Source organism: Streptomyces sp. Rer75 (assembly GCF_013414305.1).
Taxonomy (GTDB): domain Bacteria; phylum Actinomycetota; class Actinomycetes; order Streptomycetales; family Streptomycetaceae; genus Streptomyces; species Streptomyces himastatinicus.
In genome coordinates this window covers 4,281,857-4,308,039 of the sequence record NZ_CP058693.1, presented here as the reverse complement: position 1 = coordinate 4,308,039, position 26,183 = coordinate 4,281,857, and the positions used below count along the sequence as shown (strand labels likewise).

The window sequence follows — 26,183 nt, the reverse complement described above, 5'->3', positions numbered from 1 at the left end:
CAGCACAGCGTTAACACTGCCCCGGCAGATTAGGGGATGTCGGAAAGGACGACACCGACACCCAAGGATGCGGCGACCAGGACATCCGGAGCGGCTCCCGGACCTCCACAGTCGCCCGGGACGCGGCCTACCGCGTCCCTCGCGGGAACCGCCGTCGTCCCGCCCTCGGCATACGCCGGGGTGCGGCGGTTCCCGCGCTTTCTCTTCACTTCCGGTGTTCCCGGCGGTCCCGGTGGTCCCGGTGTTCGCGCCGGAGCCGGGAGAAGAAGCCCAGCGAGTGGACCGCGTTGACGCCCACGATCCCGGCCCAGGTGATCAGCAGCCCGGACTCCCCGGCGTTGACCGCGCCGATCGCCGACAGCGGTATCGCGAGCACCAGGGAGACCCCGACGAAGGCGAACCGCTCGCCGAGCCCCACGCCCGCCGCCTCCCCGTCCCCGCCCGCGTACGGGCGCGCGCCCCGCGCGGCGGCCATCTGACGCTCGGCCTGCTGCCGCCGCAGATCCCGGTCCGCCGTATCGTTGAAGCGCTGCTGGACCTTCTCCAGGAAGGCGTCGATCAGTTCGGACTCGTACTCCGCGCCCAGCTCCTTGCGGGCCTGGAGGGTCGCGTCGAGTTCCCTTTTCAGCTCCGGGTCATGGGCGTCCATGCTTCCGAAGGTACGGTCTCGGGGACGCTGAAGTCGGTAGGGCCAGCCCCCCGAAAGGAAGAGGGGCCACAGGTAGCACCACTGGCCCTTGGTGAAAGGAGTCAGTTCCGTGACCGCACCTCTCCTCACCTCCCTCGCCGCGCCGGGTGGTGACCGCCCCGACGCGCTCACCGTCGGCGGCCGTGACCTCTCGCGCGAGGACCTGCTGGGCGCCGCGGGCGCAGTGGCCGCCCGGGTGGCCGGGGCGCCGGTCGTCGCGGTCCGGGCGACCGCGACCGCGGAGACGGTGACGGCGGTGGTCGGCGCGCTGCTCGCCGGGGTGCCCGTGGTCCCCGTACCGCCGGACTCCGGACCCGCCGAACGGGACCACATCCTGCGCGACTCGGGCGCCACCCTGCTGCTGACCGCCGACACCGGCGTCGAGGCGCCGATCGAGACGGTGCCCGTGGACCTGACCGAGCGGGCGGCCTGGACGAAGCCGGAGCCCGACCCGGAGTCCACCGCCCTCATCCTCTACACCTCCGGCACCACCGGCGCGCCCAAGGGCGCCCTGATCTCGCGGCGCGCGGTCGCCGCCGACCTGGACGGGCTGGCCGAGGCCTGGGCCTGGACGGCGGACGACACCCTGGTCCACGGGCTGCCGCTGTTCCACGTACACGGCCTGGTGCTGGGCGTCCTGGGCGCGCTGCGGACGGGCAGCCGCCTCGTCCACACCGGCAAGCCGATCCCGGCGGCCTACGCGGCGGCGGGCGGCAGCCTCTACTTCGGCGTCCCGACGGTCTGGAACCGCATCGTCCAGGACCCCGAGTCCGCCCGCGCCCTGTCCGCCGCCCGCCTCCTGGTCTCCGGCTCCGCGCCGCTGCCCGCCCCGGTCTTCCGCGACTTGGAGCAGCTCACCGGCCAGCGCCCGGTCGAGCGCTACGGCATGACCGAAAGCCTCATCACCATCTCCACCCGCGCGAACGGCGAACGCCGCCCCGGCTCCGTCGGCACCCCGCTCACCGGCATCCACACCCGGATCGTCGCCGAGGAGGGCGCCGAGATCGGCGAACTCCAGCTCACCGGCCCCACCCTCTTCGACGGCTACCTGGGCCGCCCCGAGGCCACCGCCGGCTCCTACACCGACGACGGCTGGTTCCGCACCGGCGACATCGCCGCCGTCGACCCGGACGGCTTCCACCGCATCGTCGGCCGCGCCTCCACCGACATGATCAAGTCCGGCGGCTACCGCATCGGCGCCGGCGAGGTCGAGAACGCCCTCCTCGACCACCCCGCCGTCCACGAGGCCGCGGTCGTCGGCGCCCCCCACGACGACCTCGGCCAGCAGATCGTCGCGTACGTCGTCGCCGACGGCATCGGCGAACAGGACCTGATCGACTTCGTCGCCACCCAGCTCTCCGTCCACAAACGCCCCCGCAAGGTCCGCTTCCTGGACGCCCTCCCCCGAAACGCCATGGGCAAGCCCCAAAAGAAACTCCTGCCCCCGGCCTGATCCCGATCTTCGGCCGCCCTCTCGCCGTTGCCATCAGTGACAGCCGTTCCTACACTCGGTGACCACGACGGATGAGTGGAGAGACGATGGCTCGCGCATGGGAAGCCGACCCCTCCGCATCGTTCGCGCGCCGATTAGGAAAATCGGCGCGCGAACTGGGGAACACCGGAGGGCGTGACGGGTGTCCCGACATCTGGCAGCTCGACAACGGTGACATCGCGGTCATCGGCCGCGATCTCACCGAGGCCTACCGGGCGAGACTCCCCCAGGACGCCAGCATCGCCCCGGACGAGCGGCTGGTCGTCATTCCGGGCAGCACCCTGAGCGCGGCGAAACCGGACATCCCCGATGCTCGGACTTGACGGCCCCCGCCTCGAATCCGCCCAGGGCGAAGTGCTTTCCCTCGACGCCTACCGCCGCGACTTCCGCGAGCGGCAATGGACGATCGACGGCCAGGACTCATGGAAACTGGAGCGCCAACAGCACTTCAGGGAGCCGGGATTCGCCAGCTGGGAGGCGTTCGCCCGAGGCGACTGGCAGGAATCCCTCCGCCTCATCGAGGAGGAGCGCGACTATCTGCGGGAATTCTCGCAGGATGTCGAACGTCACCGGATCACCCTGTTCCGGGTGCGGGTGGTGGAGCAGCCGATCGCCCCGTATCTGCAATGGGAGCTGCATCTGCTGCGGCTGCGCGCCGAATGCGGGGAGAAGATCCGGGTAGTGGGCCCCGAGCACCTCGGCGAGCTGGAGAGCCCCGAACCACTGCCGGAGCTGCTGACGCTCGGCGACCGCACGACGTATCGGATCCGCTATTCGGATCAGGGAATTCTCGACGGCGCGGTGCGATACCTGGACGAGGCCACCACCGCACGATGCCGCGCGCTCACCAGAGACCTCTACGACGTGGGCGAGGACATGGTGTCCTTTTTCGCCCGCGAAGTAGCGCATTTGCCACCACCGAATCCGGAGTAGCAGATCAACGAGGATCATGGGACGCATTCCGAACTGTCCGGGTCCGCAGGGGACGTGGTCCAGGCCCGGGACATCAGCGGAGGCATCCACTTCCACACCGGCGGCCGCCCCGACAGTCCCAAGCCCCGGCAACTTCCCGGGGATGTCCGGGGATTCGTCAACCGGGGTCAAGAGCTGGGAGGGCTCGACGCCATCCTGACCGACGGCGGCGGTGACCCCGTATCCGTTCGGATCTGTGTCCTCGCCGGGACCGCGGGCGTCGGCAAGACCTCCCTTGCGCTGCGCTGGGCGCACCGTGCGCAGGACCGCTTCCCGGACGGCCAGTTATATGTGAACCTGCGTGGCTACGACCCGGGCGCGCCGGTCACCCCGCAGGAGGCGCTGCACCGGTTCCTCTCGGCCCTGGGCGTACCGGCGACGGCGATCCCGGCAGACCTGGAGGCGGGCGCGGCGCTCTACCGGTCGCTCCTGGCCGGGCGCAGAGTGCTGGTCATCCTGGATAACGCGGCCACCGCGGGCCAGGTCCGGCCGCTACTGCCGGGCGCCCCCGGCTGCCTGGTCATCGTGACCAGCCGGAGTCGGCTGTCCGGGCTGGCCATCCGCGACGGGGCGCACACACTGACCCTGAGCACGTTGGACGAACCGGAGGCCGTCGCTCTGCTGAGCGTCGTCACCGCTGCCTACCGGCCTGAAGACGACCGGGATCAGCTCATCGAGCTGGCGCGGCTCTGCGCCCGCCTTCCGCTGGCGCTGCGCATAGCGGCGGAGCGGGCCGCCAGCCACCCGAGAATGGGGCTGGACGACCTGATAAGAGATTTGCGCGACGAATCAGCCCTGTGGGACGCCCTGAGTGTGGGGGACGACGAGGAAGCCGAGGCGGTGCGTACCGTGTTCGCTTGGTCCTATAGGGCGCTGCCCGCGGAGGCGGCGCGTCTCTTCCGGCTGCTCGGGCTGCATCCGGGCGCCGAGTTCGGCACCGGGGCCGCCGCCGCACTGGGCGGGGGCGCGGGCTCCGGGCGAGTGCGGCATCTGCTGGACGTTCTGGCCGGTGCCCACCTGTTGGAGCAGACCGGGGCCGACCGCTACGAATTCCACGACCTGCTGCGCGCCTACGCGGCCGACCAGGCGCGGAACGAGGAGCCGCCCGAGGACCGCGAGGCGGCGTTGCGCCGAGTGTTGCTCTGGTATCTCCACTCCGCGGACGCGGCCCAGACCTGGATCAACCCGCAGGAGGCCCATATCCCGCTCGCGCCTCTGAGTGAGGGCGTCACTCCGGCGTCCTTCGGGGGCTACGAGGAGGCCATGCGGTGGTACGAGGCGGAGCGCGGCAACCTGCTCGCCGCGACGCGGGCCGCCGAGGACGCCGGCCTCGATGTGATCGCCTGGCAGCTGCCCGCGGTACTGCGGAGCGTGCACATGCTCCTCAACCCGTTCGAGGAATGGATCGCCATGAGCCGGATCGGGCTGAGTGCGGCGCGTCGGGTGGGTGACCGTACGGCGGAGGCCGAGCTTCTGGAGAGTCTGGGGATGGCGTACACGCAGTCTCATCGCCTGGCCGAGGGTGCGGAGTACCATCAGGGCGCCCTCGCCGCCCGGCGAGAGAGCGGCGACCGGCTCGGGGAGGCGCTGTCGCTGAACGACATCGGGCTGATCCATTTGCGGGGGCGTCGGCTGGAGGCGGCGAAGGACCACTTCGAGCAGGCCGCGGCACACTTCCGGGAACTGGGCACCGCCCACTGGGAAGCCGTGGTGACGGCGAACCTCGCCGAGGTGACGTACGAACTGGCCCGGCCTGAGGAGGCGTCGGCCTTCGTCCACCGTACCCTGGAGATGCACCGCGAGCTGGGCAACCAGGGCGGCGAGGGCAACGCGCTGCGCATCCTGAGCGCCGTCCAGCGCGAGAGCGGGCAGCCGGAGGAGGCGCTGCGTTCCGCACAGGACGCGCTGGACATCGCCCTCACCCACCGCAACCACATGTGGGAGGGGTACTGGCTGCTGGAGCTGGGCCGGGCGCAGCAGGCGAACGGTGAACTGCACGAGGCGCTGGTCTCGTTCCAGCGGGCCGCCTCGCTCCAGCGCCGCCTCGGCGACCGGGCACGGGAGGCGCGGGCGTGGGACGGCGCGGGGGAGACGTACCGGCGGCTCGGGCGCCCCGGCGAGGCGGCCGACTTCCACCGTCAGGCCGCGGCGGCCCACCGGGAGCTGGGCGACCTGTGGCACGCGGCGCTCGCCCTCGACGGCCTCGCCGGTGCGCTGCGCGAGACGGAAGAGGCGGAGGAGGAGGCGCGTCGGCACTGGGCGGAGGCCCTGCGCGCGCTCGCCTCCTACGACGACCCCCGGGCAGCGGGACTGCGTGAGCGCATCGTCAGCGCGCTGGAGCCTGGCGGTCCGGTTCCGGGGTGAGGATCATGCGGTCCGGGACGTGGGTGGTGTCGTGGCGGGCCAGGAGCCAGTAGAGGGCGGCGGGGATGGCGAGGCCGATGAGCCAGGAGATGTCGGCGCCGCCCAGGGGGGTGACGAAGGGGCCGGTGTAGAAGTGGGTGGACAGGAAGGGGAGTTGGGCGAGGACGCCGAGGGCGTAGGCGGTGAGGGCCTTCCAGCGCCAGGCGCCGTAGCGGCCGTGGGGGTCGCTGAGGGCCGGGATGTCGTAGCGCTCCTTGGCGATGGCGTAGTAGTCGACGAGGTTGATCGCGCTCCACGGGGTGAAGAAGGTCAGCAGGAACAGCAGGAAGTCCTTGAAGGAGGACAGGAAGCTGTCCTTGCCCAGGAGGGCGACCGCCGTGCCCGCGACCATGATTCCGGCGATGTAGGCGGTCCGGCCGCGCGGGGAGAGGGTGGCGCGGCCGCGGAAGCCGCTGACGCTGGTCACCATCGACATGAAGCCGCCGTAGGTGTTGAGGACGTTGATCGTCAGCTTGCCGAGGGCGATGACGAAGTAGAGCAGTGAGGTGATCAGGGTCGCGCCGCCGCCGAGGCCGACGACGTACGAGACCTCGTGGCCGACGAAGGCGTCGCCGGCCGCGGCGGCCGCGAGGGCGCCGAAGGTCATGGACCACTGGGAGCCGAGGACGGTGCCCGCGAGGGTCCAGGAGAAGGTGGCTCGGGCGGAGGTGGTGCGCGGCAGGTAGCGGGAGTAGTCGGCGACGTACGGGCCGAAGGCGAGCTGCCAGGAGGCGGAGAGCGACACCGCGAGGAGGAAGAGCGGGAAGTCGAAGCTCCGGTCGTGGAGGAGGGCGGCCAGGTCGGCGCGGTCCAGCAGCCGGATGCCCAGGTAGACGAAGGCCAGGGCGCAGACCACGCCCGCGATCCGGCCCAGGGTGTGGATCAGGCGGTAGCCGACGGCCGCGGCCACGGCGGTGACCAGGGCGAAGAGGATGATGCCGGTCGTGTCGCCGAGGTGGGTGAGTTCGCCGACGGCCTGGCCCGCCAGCACGCTGCCGCTGGCGAAGAAGCCCACGTACATGACGATGACCAGCAGCAGCGGGACGATCGCGCCACGGACCCCGAACTGGGCCCGGGAGGAGATCATCTGGGGGAGGCCGAGCCGTGGCCCCTGGGCGGAGTGGAGCGCCATGACGGCTCCGCCGAGGACGTTGCCGACCAGCAGGGCGATGACCGACCAGAAGGCGCCCACGCCGAAGACGACGGCCAGGGCGCCGGTCACGACGGCGGTGATCTGGAGGTTCGCGCCGAGCCACAGGGTGAACTGGCTGAAGGCGGTGCCATGGCGTTCCGCGTCGGGGACGACGTCGATCGAGCGCTGCTCGATCAGGGACGTGGGCATACGGACCCTCCCGCCGCTACTTGTTGGTGAGGCCGTGGTCGGCGGCCCAGTCGGCGGCCACCTCGTCCGGGTCCTTCTTCTCCTTGTCGACCAGCTTGTTGAGCCGGGCCAGTTCGTGGGTGGTGAGCGCGACGCCGAGTTTGGCCAGGGCCTTGCGGACCTTGGTGTCGGCCTTGGCGCTGCGGATGACGGGGACGATGTGCTGGGCGGGGATGAGGGCCTTGGGGTCGGCGAGGGCGACCCAGCCGTTGGCCTCGATGTCGGGGTCGGTGGAGAAGAGGTTGGCGACGTCGACGTCGCCCTTCTTCAGGGCGCCCTTGACCAGGGGGCCGGAGGCGTCGAGGGCCTTGAACTCCTTGAAGGTGACGCCGTAGCGGTTCTTGAGGCCGACCAGGCCGACGACCCGGTTCTTGTCCTCCGCGGGGCCGCCGAAGACGAGTTTGCCGTTCTGCTTCTTGAGGTCGGAGAAGCTGCGCAGGCCGTGCTTGTCGGCGGTTTCGCGGGTGACGCAGAAGACGTCCTTGTCCTCGGCGGCCGCGTACGAGAGGGCTTCGAGGCCGGTGGGGAGGGCGACGGTGAGGGCGTTCTGGAGGTCGCCCGCCTGGGTTTGGGGGGCCTTGTCGTCGAAGTGGAGGAGCAGGTTGCCCTGGTACTCGGGGAGCAGGTCGATGTCGCCCTGGCGGAGGGCGGGGAGGACGATTTCGCGGGAGCCGAGGTTGGGGCGGACGCTCGTCTTGATGCCCGCGCCGCTCAGGGCCTCGGCGTAGAGGTAGCCGAGGAGCTGGTTCTCGGTGAAGTTGGCGGTGCCGATGACGAGTCCGCCCGCGCTGCTGCCGCCGCCCTCGCCGCCTCCGGCGCCGTCGCCCTTCAGGGAGGTGATGCCGCCGCTGCACGCGGCGAGGGTGGGCACGGAGGCTCCGGCGAGCAGGCCGCCGAGCAGTTTCCTGCGGTTCATGGGTCTCCTTGGGGGCTGTCGTCAGTGCGCTTGGGAGGGGGCGGGGCGGTTGCGGAAGAGCAGGCGTTGTACGGCGGCCAGGGCCAGGTCCAGGGCGATGGCCAGGATGGCGACCAGCACCGCTCCGCCCAGGACCTGCACCAGGTCGCGCTGGGCCAGCCCGTCGAAGACGTAGCGGCCGAGGCCGCCGAAGCTGACGTACGCGGCGATGGTGGCGGTGGCCACGACCTGGGTGCAGGCCAGCCGCAGCCCGGTCATGATCAGGGGGAGGGCGAGGGGGAGTTCGACCTGGAAGAGGACCTGGTGCCAGCGCATGCCCTGGCCGCGTGCCGCGTCCCTGACCTCGGGGTCGACGGCGGCCATGCCCGCGTAGGTGTTGGTGACGATGACCGGGACCGCGAGGGCGACCAGCGAGACGTAGACGGGCCACATGCTGAGGCCGCTGGCCAGGAAGACCAGGGTGACCAGGCCGACGGTGGGCAGCGCGCGGCCGAAGCCGGAGAGGTTGATGGCGAGGAACGCGCCGCGCCCGGTGTGGCCGATGAGCAGCCCGACGGGGAGGGCGAGGAGGGCGGCCACGAGGGTGGCGAGGGCCGAGTACTGGAGGTGTTCCAGGAGGCGGGTCGCGATGCCGTCGGGCCCGGACCACTGGGCGCCGCTGGTCAGCCAGCGGCCGAGGTTCCGTAGCAGTTCGATCATGTCAGGCACGCCTCCTCAGCCAGGGGGTGCCCAGCCACTGGATGGCGACCAGGACGGCGTCCGCGACCAGTGCGAGCAGCAGGGACAGGACGACTCCGGCGACGACCGGGGTGGGGTAGTTGCGCTGGAAGCCGTCGGTGAACAGCTGGCCGAGGCCGCCGTACCCGATGTAGCTGGCGACGCTGACGAGGGAGATCGCCATCACGGTGGAGACCCGTACGCCCGCCATGATCACCGGGAAGGCGAGCGGCAGCTCGACCGTGAGCAGGGTGCGCAGCGGGCGCGCGCCCATGGCGGTGGACGCCTCGCGCGCCTTGGCGGGGACGCTGTCCAGGCCCTCGACGGTGTTCCGGAGCAGCACGGTCAGGGTGTAGATCGTGAGGCCGGTGATCGCGGTGGTGCGGGTGAGGCCGGTGATCGGCAGCAGCAGCACGAAGATCGCGATGGAGGGGATGGTGAAGAGGACGTTCGACAGGCCCAGGAGGACGCCGCGCAGCGGCCGTACGCGATGCGCGATGACCGCCAGCGGCACCGCTATCAGCAGGCCGAAGAGGACGGCTGGGACGGCGGTGGAGAGGTGGTCGAGGGTGAGCGTGGTGAGGTCGTCCCGGTGGTCGGGGAACCAGTCCCAGTCGACGGTCATGCGGTCACGCTCGCGTCGGGGTCCGGGGTCTCGGAGGCGTCGGTACGGGCCGCTTGGGCGTCGGTACGAGCCGCCTCGGCGTGGCGGCGGCCCGCGTGCTCGTGGATCCGGTCGCGCCCGGTGACCCCGGTCAGCACGCCGTCCGCGTCCACCCGGGCGACCAGCCCGGCGGGGGAGGCCAGCGACTCGTCGAGGGCGGACAGCAGCGAGTCGGTGTCGCGCAGCGGGCGCACCGGCAGCAGCGGGGCCTCGTCGCCGTCCGGGCCCTCGGTGTCGCGCCAGCCCAGCGGCTCGCCGCGGCCGGAGGTGACCAGCCGCCAGCGGCCCGTGCCGTCGTCGGCGGGGGCGGGCTCCTGCGGCACGTCGGCGAGGGTGGACAGCGAGAGCAGCTTCAGCCCGCGCTCGGCGCCGAGGAAGCCCGCCACGAAGTCGTCGGCGGGGGAGGCCAGCAGCTCGGCCGGGGGCGCGCACTGGACCAGGTGGCCACCGGTGCGGAAGATCGCTATCCGGTCGCCGAGACGGACCGCCTCGTCGATGTCGTGGGTGACGAAGACGACCGTCTTGCGCAGCTCGCTCTGGAGCCGCAACAGCTCGTTCTGGAGCTGGGTGCGGACGACCGGGTCGACCGCCCCGAACGGCTCGTCCATCAGCAGCACCGGTGGATCGGCGGCCAGCGCCCGGGCCACCCCGACGCGCTGCTGCTGACCGCCGGAGAGCTGGTGCGGATAGCGCTTGCCGGACCCCGCGGGCAGCCCGACCAGCTCCAGCAGCTCGGCGGCGCGCGCCCGCGCCTTGCGGCGGCCCCAGCCCAGCAGCAGTGGGACGGTCGCGATGTTGTCGAGGATCGTGCGGTGCGGGAAGAGTCCCGCCTGTTGGATCACATAGCCGATGCCGCGCCGCAGCTCGGCGGCGTCGGCCTCGAGGATGTCACGGCCGCCGACGCTCACCGTGCCGCTGCTCGGCTCGACCATGCGGTTGACCATCCGAAGGGTGGTGGTCTTGCCGCAGCCGGAGGAACCGACCAGGACGGTGATGTCTCCCTCGGGGAGTTCGAGACTGAGATCGTCGACGGCTGTCGTGCCGTTCGGGTAGTGCTTGCTGACGTGCTTGAAGCTGATCATCCGCTTCCCCTTGCCCTGTCTGCATATAGTCATGCACAGTCATAGTCGAGTGAATAGAAGTCAATAGGTGTGCGTTAATCGCCGGTTACTTCTGCTCGCAATATGGGACGAAAGCGCTTGGCGGCTAACCCGAAAAGGGTGGGTTCGAGAGGGGTTGCCCTGGATGGTGTCTCACATGCTGGATTCGACGGCGTTCGGCGCTGCGGCCGGTGCGGCGCGCGCCGCGGCGAGCGGCCCCGGCCCCGCCGCACCGCGCATCGCGCTCGACGGCCACAGCCTGCGCGTCGCCGACGTCGTACGTCTGGCCGACCGCAGAAACCTACCCGCCGCCCCCGACCCCGGCGCCCTCGCCCTCGCCGAGCGCGCCTGGGAGACCGCGGACCGGCTCGCCGCCACCGGGCGGGTCTACGGCCGCTCCACCGGCGTCGGCGCCAACCGCACCGAGGACGTCGGCCCCGACGCCGACCACGGCCTGCGGCTGCTGCGCAGCCACGCCGGTGCCATCGGCGCCCCGCTGCCCGGCCGCGAGGTCCGCGCCATGATGGCCGTCCGCGCCAACCAGGTGCTCGCGGGCGGCGCCGGGCTGCGCCCCTCCGTCGTCACCTCCCTCGTCCAGGCACTGGACGCCGGTGTCCACCCCGTGGTCAACGAGTTCGGCGCGGTCGGCACCGGCGACCTCGCCGCGCTCGCCCAGGCCGGGCTCGCCCTCGTCGGCGAACACCCCTGGGACCTCACCGACGCCGCCCCCGGCCGCCGCGCCCCCGAACCCATCACCCTCGACAGCAACGACGCCCTCGCGCTCATCAGCAGCAACGCCCTCACCCTCGGCCAGTCCGCGCTCGCCCTCGCCGACCTGCGGCGACTGCTGTCCGCCTCGCTCGCCGTCGCCGCGCTCTCGCTGATCGCGGTCGGCGGCTCGTACGAGGCGTACGCCGAACCCGTCCAGCTCGCCCGCCCGCACCCCGGCTCCATCCGCGCCGCCGCCCGCATACGCGCCCTCATCGGCGCCCCGGCCCGGCCCACCCCGCCGCTCGGCCGCATACAGGACCCGTACGGCTTCCGCTGCCTGCCGCAGATCCACGGCCCGGCGCTGGACGCCGCCGACGCGCTGGAGCGGGTGCTGACCGTCGACGTCAACGCCGCCGCCGAGAACCCGCTGATCAGCTCCGCCGACGAGGCCGCGTACCACCACGGCAACTTCTACGCCGCGCACGCCGCCCTCGCCCTCGACCACTTCCGGCTCGCCGCCCTCCAGACCGCCCGGCTGTCCACCGCCCGGCTCGCCGCGCTCAGCGAACCCGACTTCACCCGGCTGCGCCCCTTCCTCGGCGACCCCGCGCCCGCCAGCTCCGGCGTGATGATCCTGGAGTACGCCGCGGGCGCGGCCCTCGGCGAGATGCGGGCCGTCTCCCACCCCGCCTCCCTCGGCCACGCCGTGCTCTCCCGCGGCGTCGAGGAACAGGCCAGCTTCGCCTCGCTCGGCGCCCGCCAGACGCTACGGGTGGCCGACCACTACCGGCAGGTGCTGGCCTGCGAACTGGTCGCGGCGGTCCGGGCGCTGCGGCAGCGCGGCATGGAACCGGAGCCCGGGGTACCGGCGGCCGCCGCCTACGCGCTGGCGGCGGAAGTTCTCGATCCGCGGATGGAGGACCGGCCGTTGACGGAGGATGTGGCCGACGCGGTGGGTCTGCTGGACCCGCTGGCCGAGGTGTGCGAGGGCGTCGAGCCTGCTGAGTCTGCTGAGGCTCGTGATGGTGCTGAGGGTCAGGAGGACTGATGGGTACGGACAACGGGGTGGCGGACGTGGCCGGTGCGGCGGCCTCGGGAGACACGCCGGGCACGGCGAGCGCGGGGAGCACCGCGCGGCTCCAGGCCCTGTTCGAGGGCCACCGCCTCACCCCCACCCAGCGCCGCATCGCCCACTGCATGGTGCGGCGGGCGGCCGACGCGCCGTTCCTCTCCAGCGTCGAACTCGCCGAACTCGCCGGTGTCAGCCAGCCCTCCGTGACCCGCTTCGCGGTCGCGCTCGGCTTCGACGGCTACCCCGCGCTGCGCAAGCACCTGCGCGACGTCGCCCCCGCCGCCGACGAACGGGCCGCCGGGGAGGGGGCGTACAACGAGTACCAGCAGGCCGTGCAGTCCGAGATCGACAACCTGCGCCACCTCGCCACCCTGCTCGCCGACCCCGAGCCGGTGCTGCGGGCCGGCCGGCTGCTCGCCGCGTCCCGCCCGCTGCCGGTCCTCGGCCTGCGCGCCGCCTCCGCCCAGGCCAGGGGCTTCACCTACTTCGCGCGCAAGGTCCACCCCGACGTCCGGCTGCTGGACGAGGGCGGCACCATGCTCGCCGACCGCATCGACGCGGCCCACCGCGCGGGCGCCACCGCCCTGCTGTGCTTCGCCCTGCCGCGCCATCCGCGGGAGGTCGTGGAGGGCCTGGAGTACGCGCGCGAAACCGGCCTGACCGTCGTCGCCGTCGCCGACAGCGCCTTCGCCCCGGTCGCCCGCCACAGCGATCTGCTGCTGCCCGCGGCCGTCGGGACCGGGCTGGCCTTCGACACCGCCTGCGCGCCGATGCTGCTGGGGCGGGTGCTGCTGGAGGCCATGTGCGACGCGCTGCCGGATGCCCAGGCGCGGCTGGAGGAGTTCGACGCGCGGGCGGCCGCGCGCGGGCTGTTCGTGGAGTAGCCCCTCGGGGCGGCTTTCCGCGTGGGGTGGGGCGCGGTGGGTGGTGCCGGTGCGGCTTTCCGTCTCGGGTGGGTGCGCGGTTGGTCCGGTGGGTGGTGCCGGTGCGGGGCCTCCGGGGCGGGGCCCCGGACCGTATATTTACGGCGCCGCTGGTCGGAAGCGTGTGGTGCACGTCGAGCGATTGGCGCCACAAATACACGTCAGCGTCCGGGACCCCACCCCTGCGACCCCGCCCCTCCGCCTCGTCGGCGCCCGCACCCCGGCGGCACCAGCCCCGGCCGGTCGCGGGTCGACCCCACCGGGCGGGATTCGCCGCCACACCCCCAAGGTCCCGCCACCGGGCCAATGGCCACCACACGACGGAAGGGGCCGAAGCCGGCCGCCGCCGGGCGGGGGTGGACAGGGGGCCGTCGGCCACCGGTGGGGAGCCGCGACTCGACGGGAGGGGGCGGGGTCGCAGGGGTGGGGCCCTGGACGCTGACGTGTATTTGTGGCGCCAATTCATCGTTCACCACACGTTCTACGTCAGCGGCGCCAAAAATATACGGTCCAGGGCCCCGCCCCGGAGGCCCCGCACCCGCACCCACCACCGAACCCCGGCGCACCCACCCGCACCCTGGCTACAGGCCCGTCAGGCCCTCGGCCTCCGCGCCTCCGCTTTCCGCCACGATCTCCGCCACCGTCTGGGGCTTCCGCACCTCCGCGAAGCGGATCCCATCGCCGTCGGGTGCGAAGCCGTATCCGTACACGCCCGGCCTCGGCAGGCTGTTGTAGGCGAAGTGGTTCGAGAAGTAGTACGCCCCCGTGTCCAGCAGGCCCACCAGGTCGCCCGCCGCCAGCTCCGGCAGGGCCCGGTTCTCGGCCACCAGGTCGCCCGCGAAGCAGCACGGGCCCGCGATGTCCTGGGTGACCGGCCCGTCGGGGCCCGTGCGCTTGGGGCGGCCGTCCGCGTCGTACGGGGCGACCCGCAGGGGCCAGGCGGTGGGGGCGAAGACCGTACGGGTGGCCAGCTGCGCGCCCGCGTGCGTCACGGCGATCGGGCGGCCACCGGCCGACTTCGCGTATTCGACGCGCGCCAGCACCATCCCCGACTTGGCGAGGAGTGACCGCCCGAACTCGGTGACCAGGCCGTACCGCCCGTCGAGGAGCCCCGGCACGGTGGCCTGGAGGAGCCGTGCGTACTCGCGGTAGCTGGGCGTGATCTCGTCGGACGTGAAGTTCACCGGCAGGCCGCCGCCGATGTTGAGGGTGTCGATCTGGCGGCGGCCGATGGACGCGTTGATCTCCTCGGCGAGTTCGTACGCGGCCTGGACGCCCGCCGCCATCAGGTCCAGCGGGCACCCCTGCGAGCCGACGTGGGCGTGCAGCCGGGTCAGCCAGGGGCGCTCGGCGAAGGCGCGTACGACCCAGTCGCGCGCCCCTACGTCGCGCAGCGCGACCCCGAACTTGGAGGTCGCCGTGGCGGTGCTGAGCGCGCCGATGCTGCCGCCGCCCACCTGCGGGTTGACCCGCAGGCCCAGCGGGGAACGGGTGGGGGTCCCGGCCACGAGCGCGTCGAGGCGGGCCAGCTCCTGCGGGTTGTCGGCGTTGAGGGCGATGCCCAGGTCGAGGGCCTCGCGCAGTTCGGCGGGGGTCTTGGCGGGCGAGTCGAGGACGATGCGGTCGGGCCCCGCCCCGGCGGCCCGGGCGAGGGCCAGCTCGCCGGGGCTCGCCACCTCGCAGCCCAGCCCCTCGTCGGTCAGCAGCCGCAGGACGGGGACGAGCGAGGCGGCCTTCACCGCGAAGGCGTGCAGAACGGGCGTACCGGGTGCCACGACCTCGTCGAAGGCCGCCCGCAGCTCTGCCGCGGCGGCGCGGATGCCGGTGACGTCGAGCAGCCCGACGACGGGGTGCTCGGGGCCGATCAGGCCCTGCTCGACGGCGGCGCGCACGGCCCGCTCACGCCGCTCGGCGGCGCTGTCCGGGACCGGGGTCGGAGCCGAAGCCGGGTTCGCAGTCATGCCCTCAGCCAACCACCCGACCCGCGCCCCGGGCCAGGCCGGCGGGTCACAGCTCCACCAGCACCGCGCCCAGGTGGCGGCCCTCCAGCAACTCGACCAGGGCTCGGGGGGCTTGGGCGATGCCGGTCAGGCGGGTGTGCGGGTAGGTGATGGCGCCCTCGCGTAGCGCGCGGCCGAATTCGCGCAGGTACGTCGGAGCTGCGTCCGCGTGGTCGTAGCCGCTGATGCCGCGGAGGGTGACGCCGCGGGCGATGAGGGCGAGGGTGCTGATCGGAGTGGTGGCGAGGGCGTCGTCGGACAGCTGGGCGGCGAGCGCGCCGACGATGGCGAAGCGGGCCTTGCGGCGGGCCAGGGCGAGGGCGGCGCGCAGCTGCTCGCCGCCGACGGTGTCGAACAGGACGTCGATGCCGTCCGGGGCCGCCGCGCGCAGCTGCTCCTCGATGGGGCTCGCGCCGCGGATCACGGCGGCGTCGTAGCCCAGCTCGTCGACGAGCCGTTCGGCCTTCTCGCGGGAGCCGGTGGAGCCGATGACCCGCGCGGCGCCGTGGAGCCGCGCGAACTGCCCGGCCAGGGTGCCGACGCCGCCCGCCGCGCCGGTGACGAACACCGTGTCGCCGCGCCGCACCCCGGCGCCCCGCGCCACGCCCAGCCAGGCGGTGAAGCCCTGGGAGAGGTGTGCGGCGGGGTCGGGCAGCGCGTCGGGGTCGAGCGGGGGCGCATCGTCCGCGTCGAGGACGGCGTACTCGCGCCAGCCGGAGTGGTGGCGTACGAGGGCGCCGGAGGCGAGGCCGGTGTCCGGCGGGGCGCTGAGAACCTCGCCGATGGCGGGGCCCCGCATGACGTCGCCGACCCGGTGACGCAGCTGCGGCAGGCCGAGGGCGCCGGGGTCGGCCGAGGCGAGCGGGCGCATGGCGGCGGCGACGCTCATCAGCCGGTTCCGTACCAGCACCTGGCCGCGGCCGGGGGTCGGGAGCGGGGCGTGGACGACCTCGAAGTGGTCGGTGGTGAGCGGACCTTCGGGCCGGGGCAGGGCGGCGAGGCGCACTTCGCGATGGGTGGCGGGGAGGGGCACGGCAGGACGCTAAGTCCTGGCGCCCGCGCTCCGCGCACGCCTCTCCGGGGGAACCACCCGGGTGTATGCCGCCGCCACCCCTATTGACTAGCTATATTCATCAAAGCCATGATGTGAATAACTCGATCCAGTCGATGGCAGGGAGGCACGGCCCATGTCAGGACCGCGACCCGTACGGGCCCCGCGAGGTACGGAGCTGAGTGCCCGGGGGTGGCAGCAGGAAGCCGCCCTGCGGATGCTTCAGAACAACCTGGACCCGGAGGTCGCCGAGCACCCCGACAAGCTCGTCGTCTACGGCGGCACCGGCAAGGCGGCCCGCGACTGGCGTTCGTTCGACGCCATGGTCCGTACGCTGCGAACGCTGAAGCAGGACGAGACGATGCTCGTCCAGTCGGGCCGTCCGGTCGGCGTCATGCAGACCCACGAGTGGGCGCCCCGCGTCCTGATCGCCAACTCCAACCTGGTCGGCGACTGGGCGAACTGGGAGGAGTTCCGCCGCCTGGAGGCGCTGGGCCTGACCATGTACGGCCAGATGACCGCGGGCTCGTGGATCTACATCGGCACGCAGGGCATCCTCCAGGGCACGTACGAGACGTTCGCGGCCGTCGCGGAGAAGAAGTTCGGCGGCACCCTCGCCGGGACGATCACCCTCACCGCCGGTCTCGGCGGCATGGGCGGCGCCCAGCCGCTCGCGGTCACCATGAACGACGGCGTCGCGATCTGCATCGACTGCGACCCGCGCGCCATCGAGCGCCGCATCGAGCACCGCTATCTGGACGTGCGCGCCGACAGCCTGGACCACGCCCTCCAGCTCGCGACCGAGGCGCGCGACGCCCGCCGCCCGCTGTCCATCGGCGTGCTGGGGAACGCGGCCGAGCTGGTCCCCCAGCTGCTCGCGATGAACGCGCCGATCGACATCGTCACCGACCAGACCAGCGCCCACGACCCGCTGTCGTACCTGCCGATCGGCGTGGACTTCGACGAGATGGCGTCGTACGCCGCCGAGAAGCCCGCCGACTTCACCCAGCGGGCGCGCGAGGCGATGGCCCGGCACGTGGAGGCCATGGTCGGCTTCATGGACGCGGGCGCCGAGGTCTTCGACTACGGCAACTCGATCCGCGGCGAGGCCAAGCTCGCGGGCTTCGAGCGCGCCTTCGCCTTCCCCGGCTTCGTCCCCGCGTACATCCGGCCGCTGTTCTGCGAGGGCAAGGGCCCGTTCCGCTGGGCGGCGCTGTCCGGCGACCCGAAGGACATCGCGGCCACGGACAAGGCGATCCTCGACCTCTTCCCGGAGAACGAGTCCCTGGCCCGCTGGATCAAGATGGCGGGGGAGCGGGTCCACTTCCAGGGGCTGCCCGCCCGCATCTGCTGGCTCGGCTACGGCGAGCGCGACAAGGCGGGGGAGCGGTTCAACGAGATGGTGGCCGACGGGACGCTCGCAGCGCCGCTGGCCATCGGCCGCGACCACCTGGACTGCGGCTCGGTGGCCTCCCCGTACCGCGAGACCGAGGCCATGCTGGACGGCTCGGACGCGATCGCCGACTGGCCGCTGCTGAACGCCATGGTCAACGTCGCCTCGGGCGCCTCCTGGGTCTCGGTCCACCACGGCGGCGGGGTCGGCATGGGCCGCTCGATCCACGCGGGCCAGGTGACGGTGGCCGACGGCACGCCGCTGGCGGCCGAGAAGATCCGCCGCGTCCTGACGAACGACCCGGGCATGGGCGTGATCCGCCACGTGGACGCAGGCTACGACCGCGCGGACGAGGTAGCGGAGACGCGAGACGTCCGCGTACCGATGAGGGAATCCGAGTAATGGTTGTGGGCAATCGTCCCGCTGGGCGGAACGGGTGGGCACAACCCACCCACCGGCCCGCACCCGCCGACGAAACGGAGGCTCGGACGGCAATGGGCGCACCCCCCACGACCGGCGCGTCGTTCCACGAGATGTGGCGCGACCTGGCCCCCATCGGCCGCCACGCGGAAACCGGCGGCTACCGCCGCTACGCCTGGACCGCCGCGGACACCGACTGCCGCGCCTGGTTCCAGGCACAAGCAGAAACCCGCGGCCTCACCTACGAGCTGGACCGCAACGGCAACCAGTGGGCCTGGCTGGGCGACCCCACCGCCGGAGACGCCGTCGTCACCGGCTCCCACCTGGACTCCGTCCCCGACGGCGGCGCCTTCGACGGCCCCCTGGGCGTCGTCTCGTCCTTCGCGGCCCTGGACGAGCTACGGGCACGCGGCGCGCACCCCACCAAACCCCTCGCCATCGTCAACTTCGGCGACGAGGAGGGCGCCCGCTTCGGCCTGGCCTGCGTCGGGTCCCGGCTCGCGGCGGGGCAGCTGGCCCCGGAGCGGGCGCACGCGCTCCGGGACGGGGACGGCGTCACGCTGCCGCAGGCCATGGAGCGCGCCGGGTACGACCCGGAGGCGATCGGGCCGGACCCGGAGCGGCTGGCCCGTATCGGCGCCTTCGTGGAGCTGCACATCGAGCAGGGCCGGGCCCTGGACGACACGGACACCCCCGTGGGCGTCGCCTCCGCGATCTGGCCGCACGGCCGCTGGCGGTTCGACTTCCACGGCGAGGCCAATCACGCCGGGACGACCCGGCTGGATGACCGCCGCGACCCCATGCTCACGTACGCCAATACCGTCCTCGCGGCCCGCAAGAAGGCCCGTCTCGCGGGAGCGCTGGCGACCTTCGGCAAGGTCGGCGTCGAGCCGAACGGGGTGAACGCGATCGCCAGCCTGGTGCGCGGCTGGCTGGACTCGCGGGCCCCCGACGAGGAGACCCTGGCCGCCGTCGTCGGCGAGATCGAGCGCGCGGCGGTCGAGCGGGGGCAGCGCGACGGGGTGGACGTCCGGGTCACCCGGGAGTCCTTCACGCCCGTCGTGGAATTCGCCCACGACCTGCGTGACCAGCTGTCGGGCCTGCTCGGCGGCGTCCCGGTGCTCCCCACCGGCGCCGGGCACGACGCGGGCATTTTGTCCGCGTCGGTTCCGACCGCCATGCTGTTTGTAAGGAACCCCACCGGCGTCTCGCACTCACCCGCGGAGACGGCGGGCGAGGATGACTGCCTCGCCGGTGTGGCCGCGCTCGCGCAGGTACTGGAGGGGTTGGCGTGTCACTGACGGCGCAGACCTACTGGGCGGAGTACGCCTGGCTGGACGGTCAGGTGGTGCCGGACGTGGTCATCGTGGTGGCCACGGACGGGCGGATCAAGGCCGTGCGGCCCGGGAGCCCCGCACAGCATCCGGCCGGTTCCGTCACCCTGCGCGGGCTGACCGTCCCCGGCCTGGCCAACGCCCACAGCCACGCCTTCCACCGGGCCCTGCGCGGCATCGTGCAGTCGGGCGCCTCGGCGAACCCGTCGGACGGCGGGGCACCGGACTCCTTCTGGACCTGGCGCACGCTGATGTACGAGGTGGCCGACCGGCTCACCCCGGACAGCTACTTCGAACTGGCCCGTGCCGTGTACGCCGAGATGGCCATGGCGGGCATCACCTGCGTCGGCGAGTTCCACTATCTCCACCACGCGCCCGGCGGCAGCCGCTACGGCAACCCCAACGCCATGGGGGAGGCCCTGATCGCGGCCGCGGCCGAGGCCGGTATCCGCATCACCCTCCTCGACACCTGCTATCTCTCCTCCGGTTTCGGCGCGGAGCCCGATCAGCACCAGCTCCGCTTCTCGGACGGCACCGCGGACGCCTGGGCCGAGCGGGTCTCCGCGCTCAAGGGCGACGGGAACACCCGCATCGGCGCCGCCATCCACTCGGTGCGGGCCGTCCCCGTCGATCAGCTCGCGACCGTCTCCGGCTGGGCCGAGGGGCAGGCCGCGCCCCTCCATGTGCACCTCTCCGAGCAGACCGCCGAGAACGACGCCTGCGTGGAGGCGCACGGCTTCACCCCCACCCGGCTGCTCGCCGACCACGGGGTGCTGGGCCCGCGCACGACCGCCGTGCACGCGACCCACCTCACCCCCGGCGACATCCGGCTGCTGGGCCACTCGGCCACCGGTGTGTGCATGTGCCCGACCACCGAGCGGGACCTCGCCGACGGCATCGGCCCGGCCGCCCAGCTGAGCCAGGCGGGCTCACCGCTGTCCCTGGGCAGCGACAGCCACGCCGTGATCGACATCCTCGAAGAGGCCCGCGCGATGGAGCTGGACGAGCGGCTGCACACCCGCACCCGCGGCCACTGGACCGCCGCCCAGCTGCTGCGCGCCGCCACCACCGACGGTCACGCGGCGCTCGGCTGGGGCGCGGACACGGGCCGGATCGAGGTGGGCGCGCTCGCCGACCTCACCACGATCGCGCTGGACTCGGTCCGCACGGCGGGGCCGCCACCCCGGCTGGGTGCCGAGACGGCGATATTCGCGGCGACCAACGCGGACGTCCGGCACACCGTGGTCGGCGGCCGCCATGTCGTACGGGACGGGGCCCACCAGCTCGTGCCGCGCGTCCCCGAAGCACTGGCCGCAGCCATCGCGGCCCTGCACGGCTGACCAGGCCGACCAGGCTGACCACGCCGAGCAGGTTGACCACGCCGACCAGGCCGAGCCGGCTGATCAAGGAGAACACCCCCACCATGACCACCGCCACGGACACGGTCGCGACGCCCACCACGACCGCCCTCGTCCACATCTCCAGCCTCGTCACCAACGACCCCTCCCTCGGCGAAGGCCCCCTCGGTCTGATCCAGGACGCGGCGGTCGTCATCGACGGTGACCGCATCGCCTGGGTCGGTGAAACAAGCAAAGCACCCGCCACTGACAACCGGGTCGACGCGGCGGGCCGGGCCGCCATCCCGGGCTTCGTCGACTCCCACTCCCACCTGGTCTTCGCGGGCGACCGCACCGAGGAGTTCAACGCCCGGATGTCCGGCCGGGCCTACAGCGCGGGCGGCATCCGCACCACCGTGGCCGCCACCCGCGCCGCCTCGAACAACGTACTCAACGCCAACGTCGCCCGCTATGTGGTGGAGGCCCTGCACCAGGGCACCACCACCCTGGAGATCAAGTCCGGCTACGGCCTCACTTCGGAGGACGAGGCCCGCGCGCTGTCCATCGCCGCCGCCCACACCGACGAGGTGACCTTCCTCGGCGCGCACATCGTCGCCCCCGAGTTCGCCGACGACCCCGCCGCGTACGTCGACCTCGTCACCGGGCCGATGCTCGACATGTGCGCCCCGCACGCCCGCTGGGTCGACGTCTTCTGCGAACGGGGCGCCTTCGACGGCGACCAGGCCCGTGCCGTCCTCACCGCGGGGAAGGAGCGCGGGCTCATCCCACGCGTCCACGCCAACCAGCTTTCGTACGGCCCGGGTGTGCAGCTCGCCGTCGAACTGGGCGCGGCCTCCGCGGACCACTGCACGCATCTCACCGACGCCGATGTCGACGCCCTGGCGCAGGGCGACACGGTCGCCACGCTGCTGCCCGGGGCGGAGTTCTCGACCCGCTCGACGTATCCGGACGCGCGCCGGCTGCTGGACGCGGGCGCCACGGTCGCGCTGTCGCCGGACTGCAACCCCGGCTCGTCCTTCACCAGTTCGATGCCGTTCTGCATCGCCCTGGCCGTACGGGACATGGGGATGACCCCGGACGAGGCGGTCTGGGCGGCCACCGCGGGCGGGGCGCGGGCGCTGCGCCGCGACGACGTGGGACGCATCGCCCCCGGCGCCCGGGCCGACCTCGCGCTGCTGGACGCGCCCTCCCACGTCCACCTCGCCTACCGCCCCGGCGTACCGCTGGTCTCGGCGGTCTGGCGCGCGGGCACCCTGGTCTGAGGCCGGGCCGGAGAAGCAACAGGCCGGAGAAGCAAGAGGGCACGAATAAGGACCCGTCCCGGCAAGCGGGGGCGGGCCCTTATCCGTCTGCGGAAGCGTTACTCCTCGACCATCAGTCCCTTGCGGAGCCGACGGAGGGTGCGCGACAGCAGCCTGGAGACGTGCATCTGAGAGATGCCCAGTTCCTCGCCGATCTCCGACTGCGTCATGTTGGCGACGAAGCGCAGGGAGAGGATCTGCTTGTCCCGGGCGGGCAGATCGGCGATCAGAGGCTTCAGGGACTCGACGTACTCGATGCCTTCGAGCCCGTGGTCCTCGTACCCTATGCGGTCCGCCAGCGCGCCCTCGGAGTCGTCCTCCTCCGGCTGGGCGTCCAGCGAGCTGGCGGTGTACGCGTTGCTCGCGGCCATGCCCTCGACGACCTCGGCGGTGGTGATGTCCAGGCGCTCGGCCAACTCGTGCACGGTCGGCGCGCGGTCGAGCCGCTGGGCCAGTTCGTCACCGGCCTTGGCCAGGTCCAGCCGCAGCTCCTGGAGCCGCCTGGGTACGCGCACGGACCAACTCGTGTCCCGGAAGAAGCGCTTGATCTCGCCGACGATGGTCGGCATCGCGAAGGTGGGGAACTCGACGCCCCGGCCCGGCTCGAACCGGTCGATGGCCTTGATGAGGCCGATGGTGCCGACCTGGACGATGTCCTCCATCGGCTCGCTGCGCGAGCGGAAGCGGGAGGCGGCGAACTTGACCAGTGCCAGGTTCAGCTCGACCAGGGTGTTTCGGACGTAGGCGTACTCGTGGGTGCCTTCTTCGAGCACCTCGATGCGCTCGAAGAGCGTCTTCGAGAGGGCCCTCGCGTCGACCGGGCTCACCGTCTCAAACGACGGGATTTCCGGCAGATCGGACAATTCGGTCAGTTCATCGAAGGAATATCCGGCGAGCGCCTGGGCATCCGCATCAGGGACGAACTGTTCGGGTACGTGAGTCGACGAGACGGTGGCCCTGGTACTCCAAGACGGGTCGGTACGCGAGTCGTCGAGCTGGGGTGACATAGTCTCCTCCGTCGTTCTCGGCATATGGCTGCCGATGCCATGACGTGCTGCTCCGGTGAGCGGCGCCTCCAAAGCCGGGCCGTGTTCGGGTGTGTCCCTACTACGCCTACCCGTATTCGCTGGTGCGTGGCAAGTCCACGTTGTCCATATTTGCCGAACTATGCGAAATGTTCGGCTACCGGAGGACCGGTCAAAGGCGTAAGGTTCATTGCGCGCAATCGAAAGCAACGAGACGCCAGAAGAGGTGCGCACATGGACCGCGGGATGGTCGGCAGCGCCAGCAAGGGCCGACTCCAGGTCGAGGTTCGGCACCACGGGGCGAGCGCGGTCGTGACACCGACGGGGGAGTTGGACCACCACACCGCCGAGGTGCTGCGAGAGCCGCTGGAGCAGTGCGTGGAGGGGGGTCGCGTGCGGCTGGTCGTGGACTGCTCGCATCTGGAGTTCTGCGACTCCACCGGGCTCAACGTGCTGCTCGGCGCCCGTCTGAAGGCCGAGGCCGAAGGCGGTGCGGTCCACCTTGCCGGGATGCAGCCGGTCGTTGCCCGCGTGTTCGAGATCACAGGCGCGGAGGCCGTCTTTACGGTCCATGAATCGCTTGACGCAGCGCTTGTCGAGTGATCTCCGCCACTCCTGTTTCCGGTGTGTCGGCAGGGTGTCATCGAGGCGTTGTCCGCGTCACACGAGCCGTACCGGAGAAGTGGGTGTTCTCACGCTTTGGCCGGGCAGGAGACAGGCTGAAACTGTTGAAGAGATCAGGTATCCCTTGTCCCTGAATCGGTGAATCGGTGAGGTGAAGCGCTGATGAGCACCACCCGGCCGTACCCGCCGGGCGACCGCGGCCCGGATCCGGACGGCCCTGCCGCTTCGGCTGCCCCACCGGCCACTCCACCCCCTGGGCGGATCCGTCAGCTCCGCAGGCTCCATCTGATCGGGGCCAGCGGCGCCGTGCCGCGCGCCCGGGACTTCACGCGCGAGGCGCTGCGTGACTGGGGCTGGCTTCCGGCCGCGACCGCCGACCAGCGGGCCGCCGCGGAGGATGTGCTGCTCGTCGTCTCCGAGCTGGTCACCAACGCCTGCCTGCACGCCGACGGACCCGAGGAACTGCGGGTCAGCTGCAACGCGAAGGTGCTCCGTCTCGAAGTGGTGGACCTCGGCACCGGTACGCCCGCCCCGCGCACCCCGCACCGCGCCGGTCGGCCGGGTGGTCATGGAATGTTCATCGTGCAGCGGCTGTGCCTCGACTGGGGGGTCGTGCGGAACGCGGAGGGATCCGGTAAGACCGTCTGGGCCGAGCTGGCCGCGCCCGCCTGAAGAGCACGGCCCCGGCCCCATTCCGCCCGGGTGCTGAGCGCCCTCTAGCGCGGCCCGTCACCGGTGCGCCCGGTCCGCCCGGTTCTTCCGGCCGCGGCGCAGCACCCCGTTCATCCATGTCACGCCGATTCGGCGTGCTCTTTGTCTTCCCTCGACAAGGTCCCCGGCGTACTGTCGGCGCCCGATCTGATGTGCCGTCAGTTACATTCGGACTGCGGCGCTTGACGAGAGGGGATCTCAGGTGTCCCAACCACAACGCCGTGCGGCCGGCCGCGGCGGTGCCCTCACGTTGGCCGCGGCCGTGGCCGGTTCCGCGGTACTGCTCACCGCTCCGGCCGCCCACGCGGCCACGGTGGACGTCAACTATCAGTGCAAGACGCCGATCGGCGACAAAAGCGCCGTATCGCCCATCGACATCAAGGGCGTTCCGAGCGGCAGCGCCTACAAGCTGACCATGTCCTTCGAGAAGGGCGTCTCCTCCAGCCCCGTGGAACTGGGCAAGGGGGCCATGCATCCGAGCGCGCTCATCAAGCTGGGCGGCGCGGAGACCGGCACGGTGTCGGTGTCGGGTCCCCCCAACGACAAGGCCATTCCCGCGAATACGCCCATCAAGATCAGCACGCTGACGGGCACGTACACCCCCAAGAAGAGCGGGAAGGTCACCTTCACCGCCTCGACCCTGACCATCAAGGCGCTGGGCACGACCACGACCTGTACGCCGGGCAACAGCCCCAAGCCCTCGCTGACCCTGGACGTCACGGCCGCGGGCGGTTCCGGCGGCTCCGATTCCACCGGGGGGACGAGCGGCAGCGGCGGCACGAGCGGCAGTGGCGGTACGGGCAGCACGGGCGGTACGGGGAGCACGGGCGGCACCGGCAGCACCGGCGGGACGGGCAGCACCGGCGGCGGCCAGCTGCCGCAGACCGGACCCACCGACTCCGCCATCGCGCTCGGCACCCTCGGCGGCACGGTGCTCCTCTCCGGAGCGGCCGGGGCGCTCTGGCTGACCCGCCGCCGGCGGGCCACCCCCTAAACGCGGCCATGCCGTCCCGTACCGGAGCCGCCTTACGCGCGGTCGCCGCCCTCTTTCTTGAGGCTCGGATCGCCGCCGCGCTGGCCGTTCTCCTGGCGCTGCTGGGCGCGCCCCCGGCGCCCGCCGCTGCCGCCGGGCCCGGCTGGTCGGCGGCGCCCGCACCCGGCGCGGGCAGTGCACCGGACGCCGCCGACCGGCCGTACTTCTACCTGGAGGGGCGGCCCGGCACCGTGCTCCAGGACAAGCTCTCGGTCACCAACAAGGACCAGCGCCCCCACACCCTCCGGCTCCGGAGCGAGGGGGCCGAAGGAGCATGGCTCGCGTTCGCCGACCGCACGGTGAGGGTTCCGGCCCGCACCCGCGCCGATGTTCCCTTCACCGTCACCGTGCCGCCCGACGCGGCGCCCGGCGACCGCTCCGGTGCGCTCGTCGTCACCGGAGGCGGCCACCGGACCGGCGTACGGATGCACCTGCGGATCAGCGGGGCCACGCTGTCCGCGCTCTCCGTCGAGGACGTACGGGTCGTACGGACCGGGTCCGGCGGCGGGGCGGCCATCCGCTACGCCGTCGTCAACCGCGGCAACACCGAGCTGACGCCACGGCTGGCCGTACGCGCCGACGGCCTCTTCGGCGCGGTGCTGCGCCGGGACGCCCGCACCCTCCCCGTCCAGGTGCCGCCGGGCGAGCGGGTGCGGCTCACCGAGCGCTGGCCGGACGCCCCCGCCCTCGACGCGGTGGACGTGAAGCTCACCGTCACCGCGGGCGGCGGGGCGCACGCGGCGGCCTCGGCCACGTACACCGCCGCCCCCGGGTGGCTGCTCGCCGCCGCGGCGGCCGCGGCGCTGGGAGTGGCGGGCGGTGGCGGCACGTGGCTGTTCCGCAGACGCAAACGGAGTCGGACGGGCGGCACCGAGTCAGGAGCGAGCACGTGAA

Annotated in this window: 23 protein-coding genes; 14 read left to right on the top strand and 9 right to left on the bottom strand. The window is 72.4% G+C overall.

The features are described from left to right. Positions 1–205: 205 nt before the first annotated feature. Positions 206–649 carry a hypothetical protein gene (locus HYQ63_RS17905; RefSeq protein ID WP_179934856.1) on the bottom strand — a complete coding sequence of 148 codons (444 nt, stop codon included), beginning with the start codon at positions 647–649 and terminating at the stop codon, positions 206–208. Positions 650–758: 109 nt separating this feature from the next. Here HYQ63_RS17905 and HYQ63_RS17900 point away from each other — a divergent pair, with 109 nt between their 5' ends. The 4 genes from HYQ63_RS17900 (at position 759) to HYQ63_RS17885 (ending at position 5,516) form a co-directional block, all read left to right on the top strand. Then, positions 759–2,141, top strand: coding sequence for an acyl-CoA synthetase (locus HYQ63_RS17900; protein WP_179934855.1), 1,383 nt, complete (start codon positions 759–761; stop codon positions 2,139–2,141). An 86-nt stretch (positions 2,142–2,227) separates the two neighbouring features. Then, the gene (locus tag HYQ63_RS17895; protein WP_179934854.1) at positions 2,228–2,503 is read left to right on the top strand and encodes a hypothetical protein; all 276 of its coding nucleotides are present in this window, start codon (positions 2,228–2,230) and stop codon (positions 2,501–2,503) included. Further along, on the top strand, positions 2,490–3,113 hold the full coding sequence (locus HYQ63_RS17890) for a DUF6879 family protein (RefSeq protein WP_257231922.1): 624 nt from the start codon (positions 2,490–2,492) through the stop codon (positions 3,111–3,113). Before HYQ63_RS17895 ends, HYQ63_RS17890 begins: the two co-directional genes overlap by 14 nt. A 54-nt stretch (positions 3,114–3,167) precedes the next feature. Beyond that, positions 3,168–5,516, top strand: coding sequence for a tetratricopeptide repeat protein (locus tag HYQ63_RS17885; RefSeq protein ID WP_257231921.1), 2,349 nt, complete (start codon positions 3,168–3,170; stop codon positions 5,514–5,516). Here HYQ63_RS17885 and HYQ63_RS17880 read toward each other — a convergent pair. The 5 genes from HYQ63_RS17880 to HYQ63_RS17860 are packed head-to-tail and all read right to left on the bottom strand — an operon-like array spanning position 5,479 to position 10,315. After that, positions 5,479–6,897, bottom strand: a complete 1,419-nt coding sequence (locus tag HYQ63_RS17880; RefSeq protein WP_179934853.1) for a cytosine permease — start codon at positions 6,895–6,897, stop codon at positions 5,479–5,481. The genes HYQ63_RS17885 and HYQ63_RS17880 overlap by 38 nt on opposite strands. Positions 6,898–6,913: 16 nt before the next feature. Beyond that, positions 6,914–7,852 (bottom strand): ABC transporter substrate-binding protein, encoded by a 939-nt coding sequence (locus HYQ63_RS17875; protein WP_179934852.1) that lies wholly within the window; start codon positions 7,850–7,852, stop codon positions 6,914–6,916. Between the two features lie 21 nt (positions 7,853–7,873). Then, a complete protein-coding gene (locus tag HYQ63_RS17870) occupies positions 7,874–8,551 on the bottom strand; it encodes an ABC transporter permease (RefSeq protein WP_179934851.1) in 678 nt (225 codons plus the stop codon). A gap of 1 nt (position 8,552) precedes the next feature. Further along, positions 8,553–9,194 carry an ABC transporter permease gene (locus HYQ63_RS17865; protein ID WP_179934850.1) on the bottom strand — a complete coding sequence of 214 codons (642 nt, stop codon included), beginning with the start codon at positions 9,192–9,194 and terminating at the stop codon, positions 8,553–8,555. Further along, positions 9,191–10,315: an ABC transporter ATP-binding protein gene (locus tag HYQ63_RS17860; protein WP_179940230.1), complete on the bottom strand. Its 1,125-nt coding sequence runs from the start codon at positions 10,313–10,315 to the stop codon at positions 9,191–9,193. The genes HYQ63_RS17865 and HYQ63_RS17860 overlap by 4 nt, the downstream gene beginning before the upstream one ends. Positions 10,316–10,478: 163 nt before the next feature. Between HYQ63_RS17860 and HYQ63_RS17855 the strand changes: the two genes are divergently transcribed. Together HYQ63_RS17855 and HYQ63_RS17850 are read left to right on the top strand one after the other, a co-directional pair. Further along, the gene (locus HYQ63_RS17855; protein ID WP_179934849.1) at positions 10,479–12,092 is read left to right on the top strand and encodes an aromatic amino acid ammonia-lyase; all 1,614 of its coding nucleotides are present in this window, start codon (positions 10,479–10,481) and stop codon (positions 12,090–12,092) included. Beyond that, positions 12,092–13,000, top strand: coding sequence for a MurR/RpiR family transcriptional regulator (locus HYQ63_RS17850; RefSeq protein WP_257231919.1), 909 nt, complete (start codon positions 12,092–12,094; stop codon positions 12,998–13,000). The genes HYQ63_RS17855 and HYQ63_RS17850 overlap by 1 nt, the downstream gene beginning before the upstream one ends. Before the next feature lie 620 nt (positions 13,001–13,620). Here HYQ63_RS17850 and HYQ63_RS17845 read toward each other — a convergent pair. Together HYQ63_RS17845 and HYQ63_RS17840 are read right to left on the bottom strand one after the other, a co-directional pair. Further along, positions 13,621–15,000: a diaminopimelate decarboxylase gene (locus tag HYQ63_RS17845; protein WP_179934848.1), complete on the bottom strand. Its 1,380-nt coding sequence runs from the start codon at positions 14,998–15,000 to the stop codon at positions 13,621–13,623. A 46-nt stretch (positions 15,001–15,046) separates the two neighbouring features. After that, positions 15,047–16,072: an NADP-dependent oxidoreductase gene (locus HYQ63_RS17840; RefSeq protein WP_179934847.1), complete on the bottom strand. Its 1,026-nt coding sequence runs from the start codon at positions 16,070–16,072 to the stop codon at positions 15,047–15,049. A 154-nt stretch (positions 16,073–16,226) separates the two neighbouring features. Between HYQ63_RS17840 and hutU the strand changes: the two genes are divergently transcribed. From hutU to hutI, 4 genes are all read left to right on the top strand, one after another. Further along, entirely contained in the window at positions 16,227–17,885 is a 1,659-nt protein-coding gene (gene hutU, locus HYQ63_RS17835) for a urocanate hydratase (protein WP_179934846.1), read from the top strand. 131 nt (positions 17,886–18,016) lie between these two features. After that, the gene (locus tag HYQ63_RS17830) at positions 18,017–19,204 is read left to right on the top strand and encodes an allantoate amidohydrolase (RefSeq protein WP_179940226.1); all 1,188 of its coding nucleotides are present in this window, start codon (positions 18,017–18,019) and stop codon (positions 19,202–19,204) included. After that, a complete protein-coding gene (locus HYQ63_RS17825; RefSeq protein ID WP_179934845.1) occupies positions 19,195–20,577 on the top strand; it encodes a formimidoylglutamate deiminase in 1,383 nt (460 codons plus the stop codon). The genes HYQ63_RS17830 and HYQ63_RS17825 overlap by 10 nt, the downstream gene beginning before the upstream one ends. Before the next feature lie 83 nt (positions 20,578–20,660). Continuing rightward, positions 20,661–21,857: an imidazolonepropionase gene (gene hutI, locus HYQ63_RS17820; RefSeq protein ID WP_123100594.1), complete on the top strand. Its 1,197-nt coding sequence runs from the start codon at positions 20,661–20,663 to the stop codon at positions 21,855–21,857. A gap of 98 nt (positions 21,858–21,955) precedes the next feature. Here hutI and HYQ63_RS17815 read toward each other — a convergent pair whose 3' ends face one another. Beyond that, the gene (locus HYQ63_RS17815; RefSeq protein ID WP_179934844.1) at positions 21,956–22,903 is read right to left on the bottom strand and encodes an RNA polymerase sigma factor SigF; all 948 of its coding nucleotides are present in this window, start codon (positions 22,901–22,903) and stop codon (positions 21,956–21,958) included. 252 nt (positions 22,904–23,155) lie between these two features. On the opposite strand from HYQ63_RS17815, the gene HYQ63_RS17810 reads away from it, so the two are divergent. From HYQ63_RS17810 to HYQ63_RS17795, 4 genes are all read left to right on the top strand, one after another. Beyond that, positions 23,156–23,524 carry an STAS domain-containing protein gene (locus tag HYQ63_RS17810; RefSeq protein WP_009717368.1) on the top strand — a complete coding sequence of 123 codons (369 nt, stop codon included), beginning with the start codon at positions 23,156–23,158 and terminating at the stop codon, positions 23,522–23,524. A gap of 183 nt (positions 23,525–23,707) precedes the next feature. Further along, the gene (locus HYQ63_RS17805) at positions 23,708–24,217 is read left to right on the top strand and encodes an ATP-binding protein (RefSeq protein WP_009717369.1); all 510 of its coding nucleotides are present in this window, start codon (positions 23,708–23,710) and stop codon (positions 24,215–24,217) included. A gap of 241 nt (positions 24,218–24,458) precedes the next feature. Beyond that, positions 24,459–25,250 carry an LPXTG cell wall anchor domain-containing protein gene (locus tag HYQ63_RS17800; RefSeq protein WP_179934843.1) on the top strand — a complete coding sequence of 264 codons (792 nt, stop codon included), beginning with the start codon at positions 24,459–24,461 and terminating at the stop codon, positions 25,248–25,250. A gap of 8 nt (positions 25,251–25,258) precedes the next feature. Beyond that, positions 25,259–26,182, top strand: coding sequence for a FixG Ig-like domain-containing protein (locus HYQ63_RS17795; protein WP_179934842.1), 924 nt, complete (start codon positions 25,259–25,261; stop codon positions 26,180–26,182). The last annotated feature ends 1 nt before the right edge of the window (position 26,183 follow it).

Bases quoted from the DNA above. Each gene is read 5' to 3' on its own strand.
- HYQ63_RS17860 (WP_179940230.1), bottom strand. From the start codon at position 10,315: ATGATCAGCTTCAAGCACGTCAGCAAGCACTACCCGAACGGCACGACA.
- hutI (WP_123100594.1), top strand. From the start codon at position 20,661: ATGACCACCGCCACGGACACGGTCGCGACGCCCACCACGACCGCCCTC.
- HYQ63_RS17870 (WP_179934851.1), bottom strand. From the start codon at position 8,551: ATGATCGAACTGCTACGGAACCTCGGCCGCTGGCTGACCAGCGGCGCC.
- HYQ63_RS17850 (WP_257231919.1), top strand. From the start codon at position 12,092: ATGGGTACGGACAACGGGGTGGCGGACGTGGCCGGTGCGGCGGCCTCG.
- HYQ63_RS17880 (WP_179934853.1), bottom strand. From the start codon at position 6,897: ATGCCCACGTCCCTGATCGAGCAGCGCTCGATCGACGTCGTCCCCGAC.
- HYQ63_RS17845 (WP_179934848.1), bottom strand. From the start codon at position 15,000: ATGACTGCGAACCCGGCTTCGGCTCCGACCCCGGTCCCGGACAGCGCC.
- HYQ63_RS17865 (WP_179934850.1), bottom strand. From the start codon at position 9,194: ATGACCGTCGACTGGGACTGGTTCCCCGACCACCGGGACGACCTCACC.
- HYQ63_RS17875 (WP_179934852.1), bottom strand. From the start codon at position 7,852: ATGAACCGCAGGAAACTGCTCGGCGGCCTGCTCGCCGGAGCCTCCGTG.
- HYQ63_RS17895 (WP_179934854.1), top strand. From the start codon at position 2,228: ATGGCTCGCGCATGGGAAGCCGACCCCTCCGCATCGTTCGCGCGCCGA.
- HYQ63_RS17905 (WP_179934856.1), bottom strand. From the start codon at position 649: ATGGACGCCCATGACCCGGAGCTGAAAAGGGAACTCGACGCGACCCTC.
- HYQ63_RS17855 (WP_179934849.1), top strand. From the start codon at position 10,479: ATGGTGTCTCACATGCTGGATTCGACGGCGTTCGGCGCTGCGGCCGGT.
- HYQ63_RS17890 (WP_257231922.1), top strand. From the start codon at position 2,490: ATGCTCGGACTTGACGGCCCCCGCCTCGAATCCGCCCAGGGCGAAGTG.
- HYQ63_RS17810 (WP_009717368.1), top strand. From the start codon at position 23,156: ATGGACCGCGGGATGGTCGGCAGCGCCAGCAAGGGCCGACTCCAGGTC.
- HYQ63_RS17815 (WP_179934844.1), bottom strand. From the start codon at position 22,903: ATGTCACCCCAGCTCGACGACTCGCGTACCGACCCGTCTTGGAGTACC.
- HYQ63_RS17830 (WP_179940226.1), top strand. From the start codon at position 18,017: ATGTGGCGCGACCTGGCCCCCATCGGCCGCCACGCGGAAACCGGCGGC.
- HYQ63_RS17795 (WP_179934842.1), top strand. From the start codon at position 25,259: ATGCCGTCCCGTACCGGAGCCGCCTTACGCGCGGTCGCCGCCCTCTTT.
- HYQ63_RS17805 (WP_009717369.1), top strand. From the start codon at position 23,708: ATGAGCACCACCCGGCCGTACCCGCCGGGCGACCGCGGCCCGGATCCG.
- hutU (WP_179934846.1), top strand. From the start codon at position 16,227: ATGTCAGGACCGCGACCCGTACGGGCCCCGCGAGGTACGGAGCTGAGT.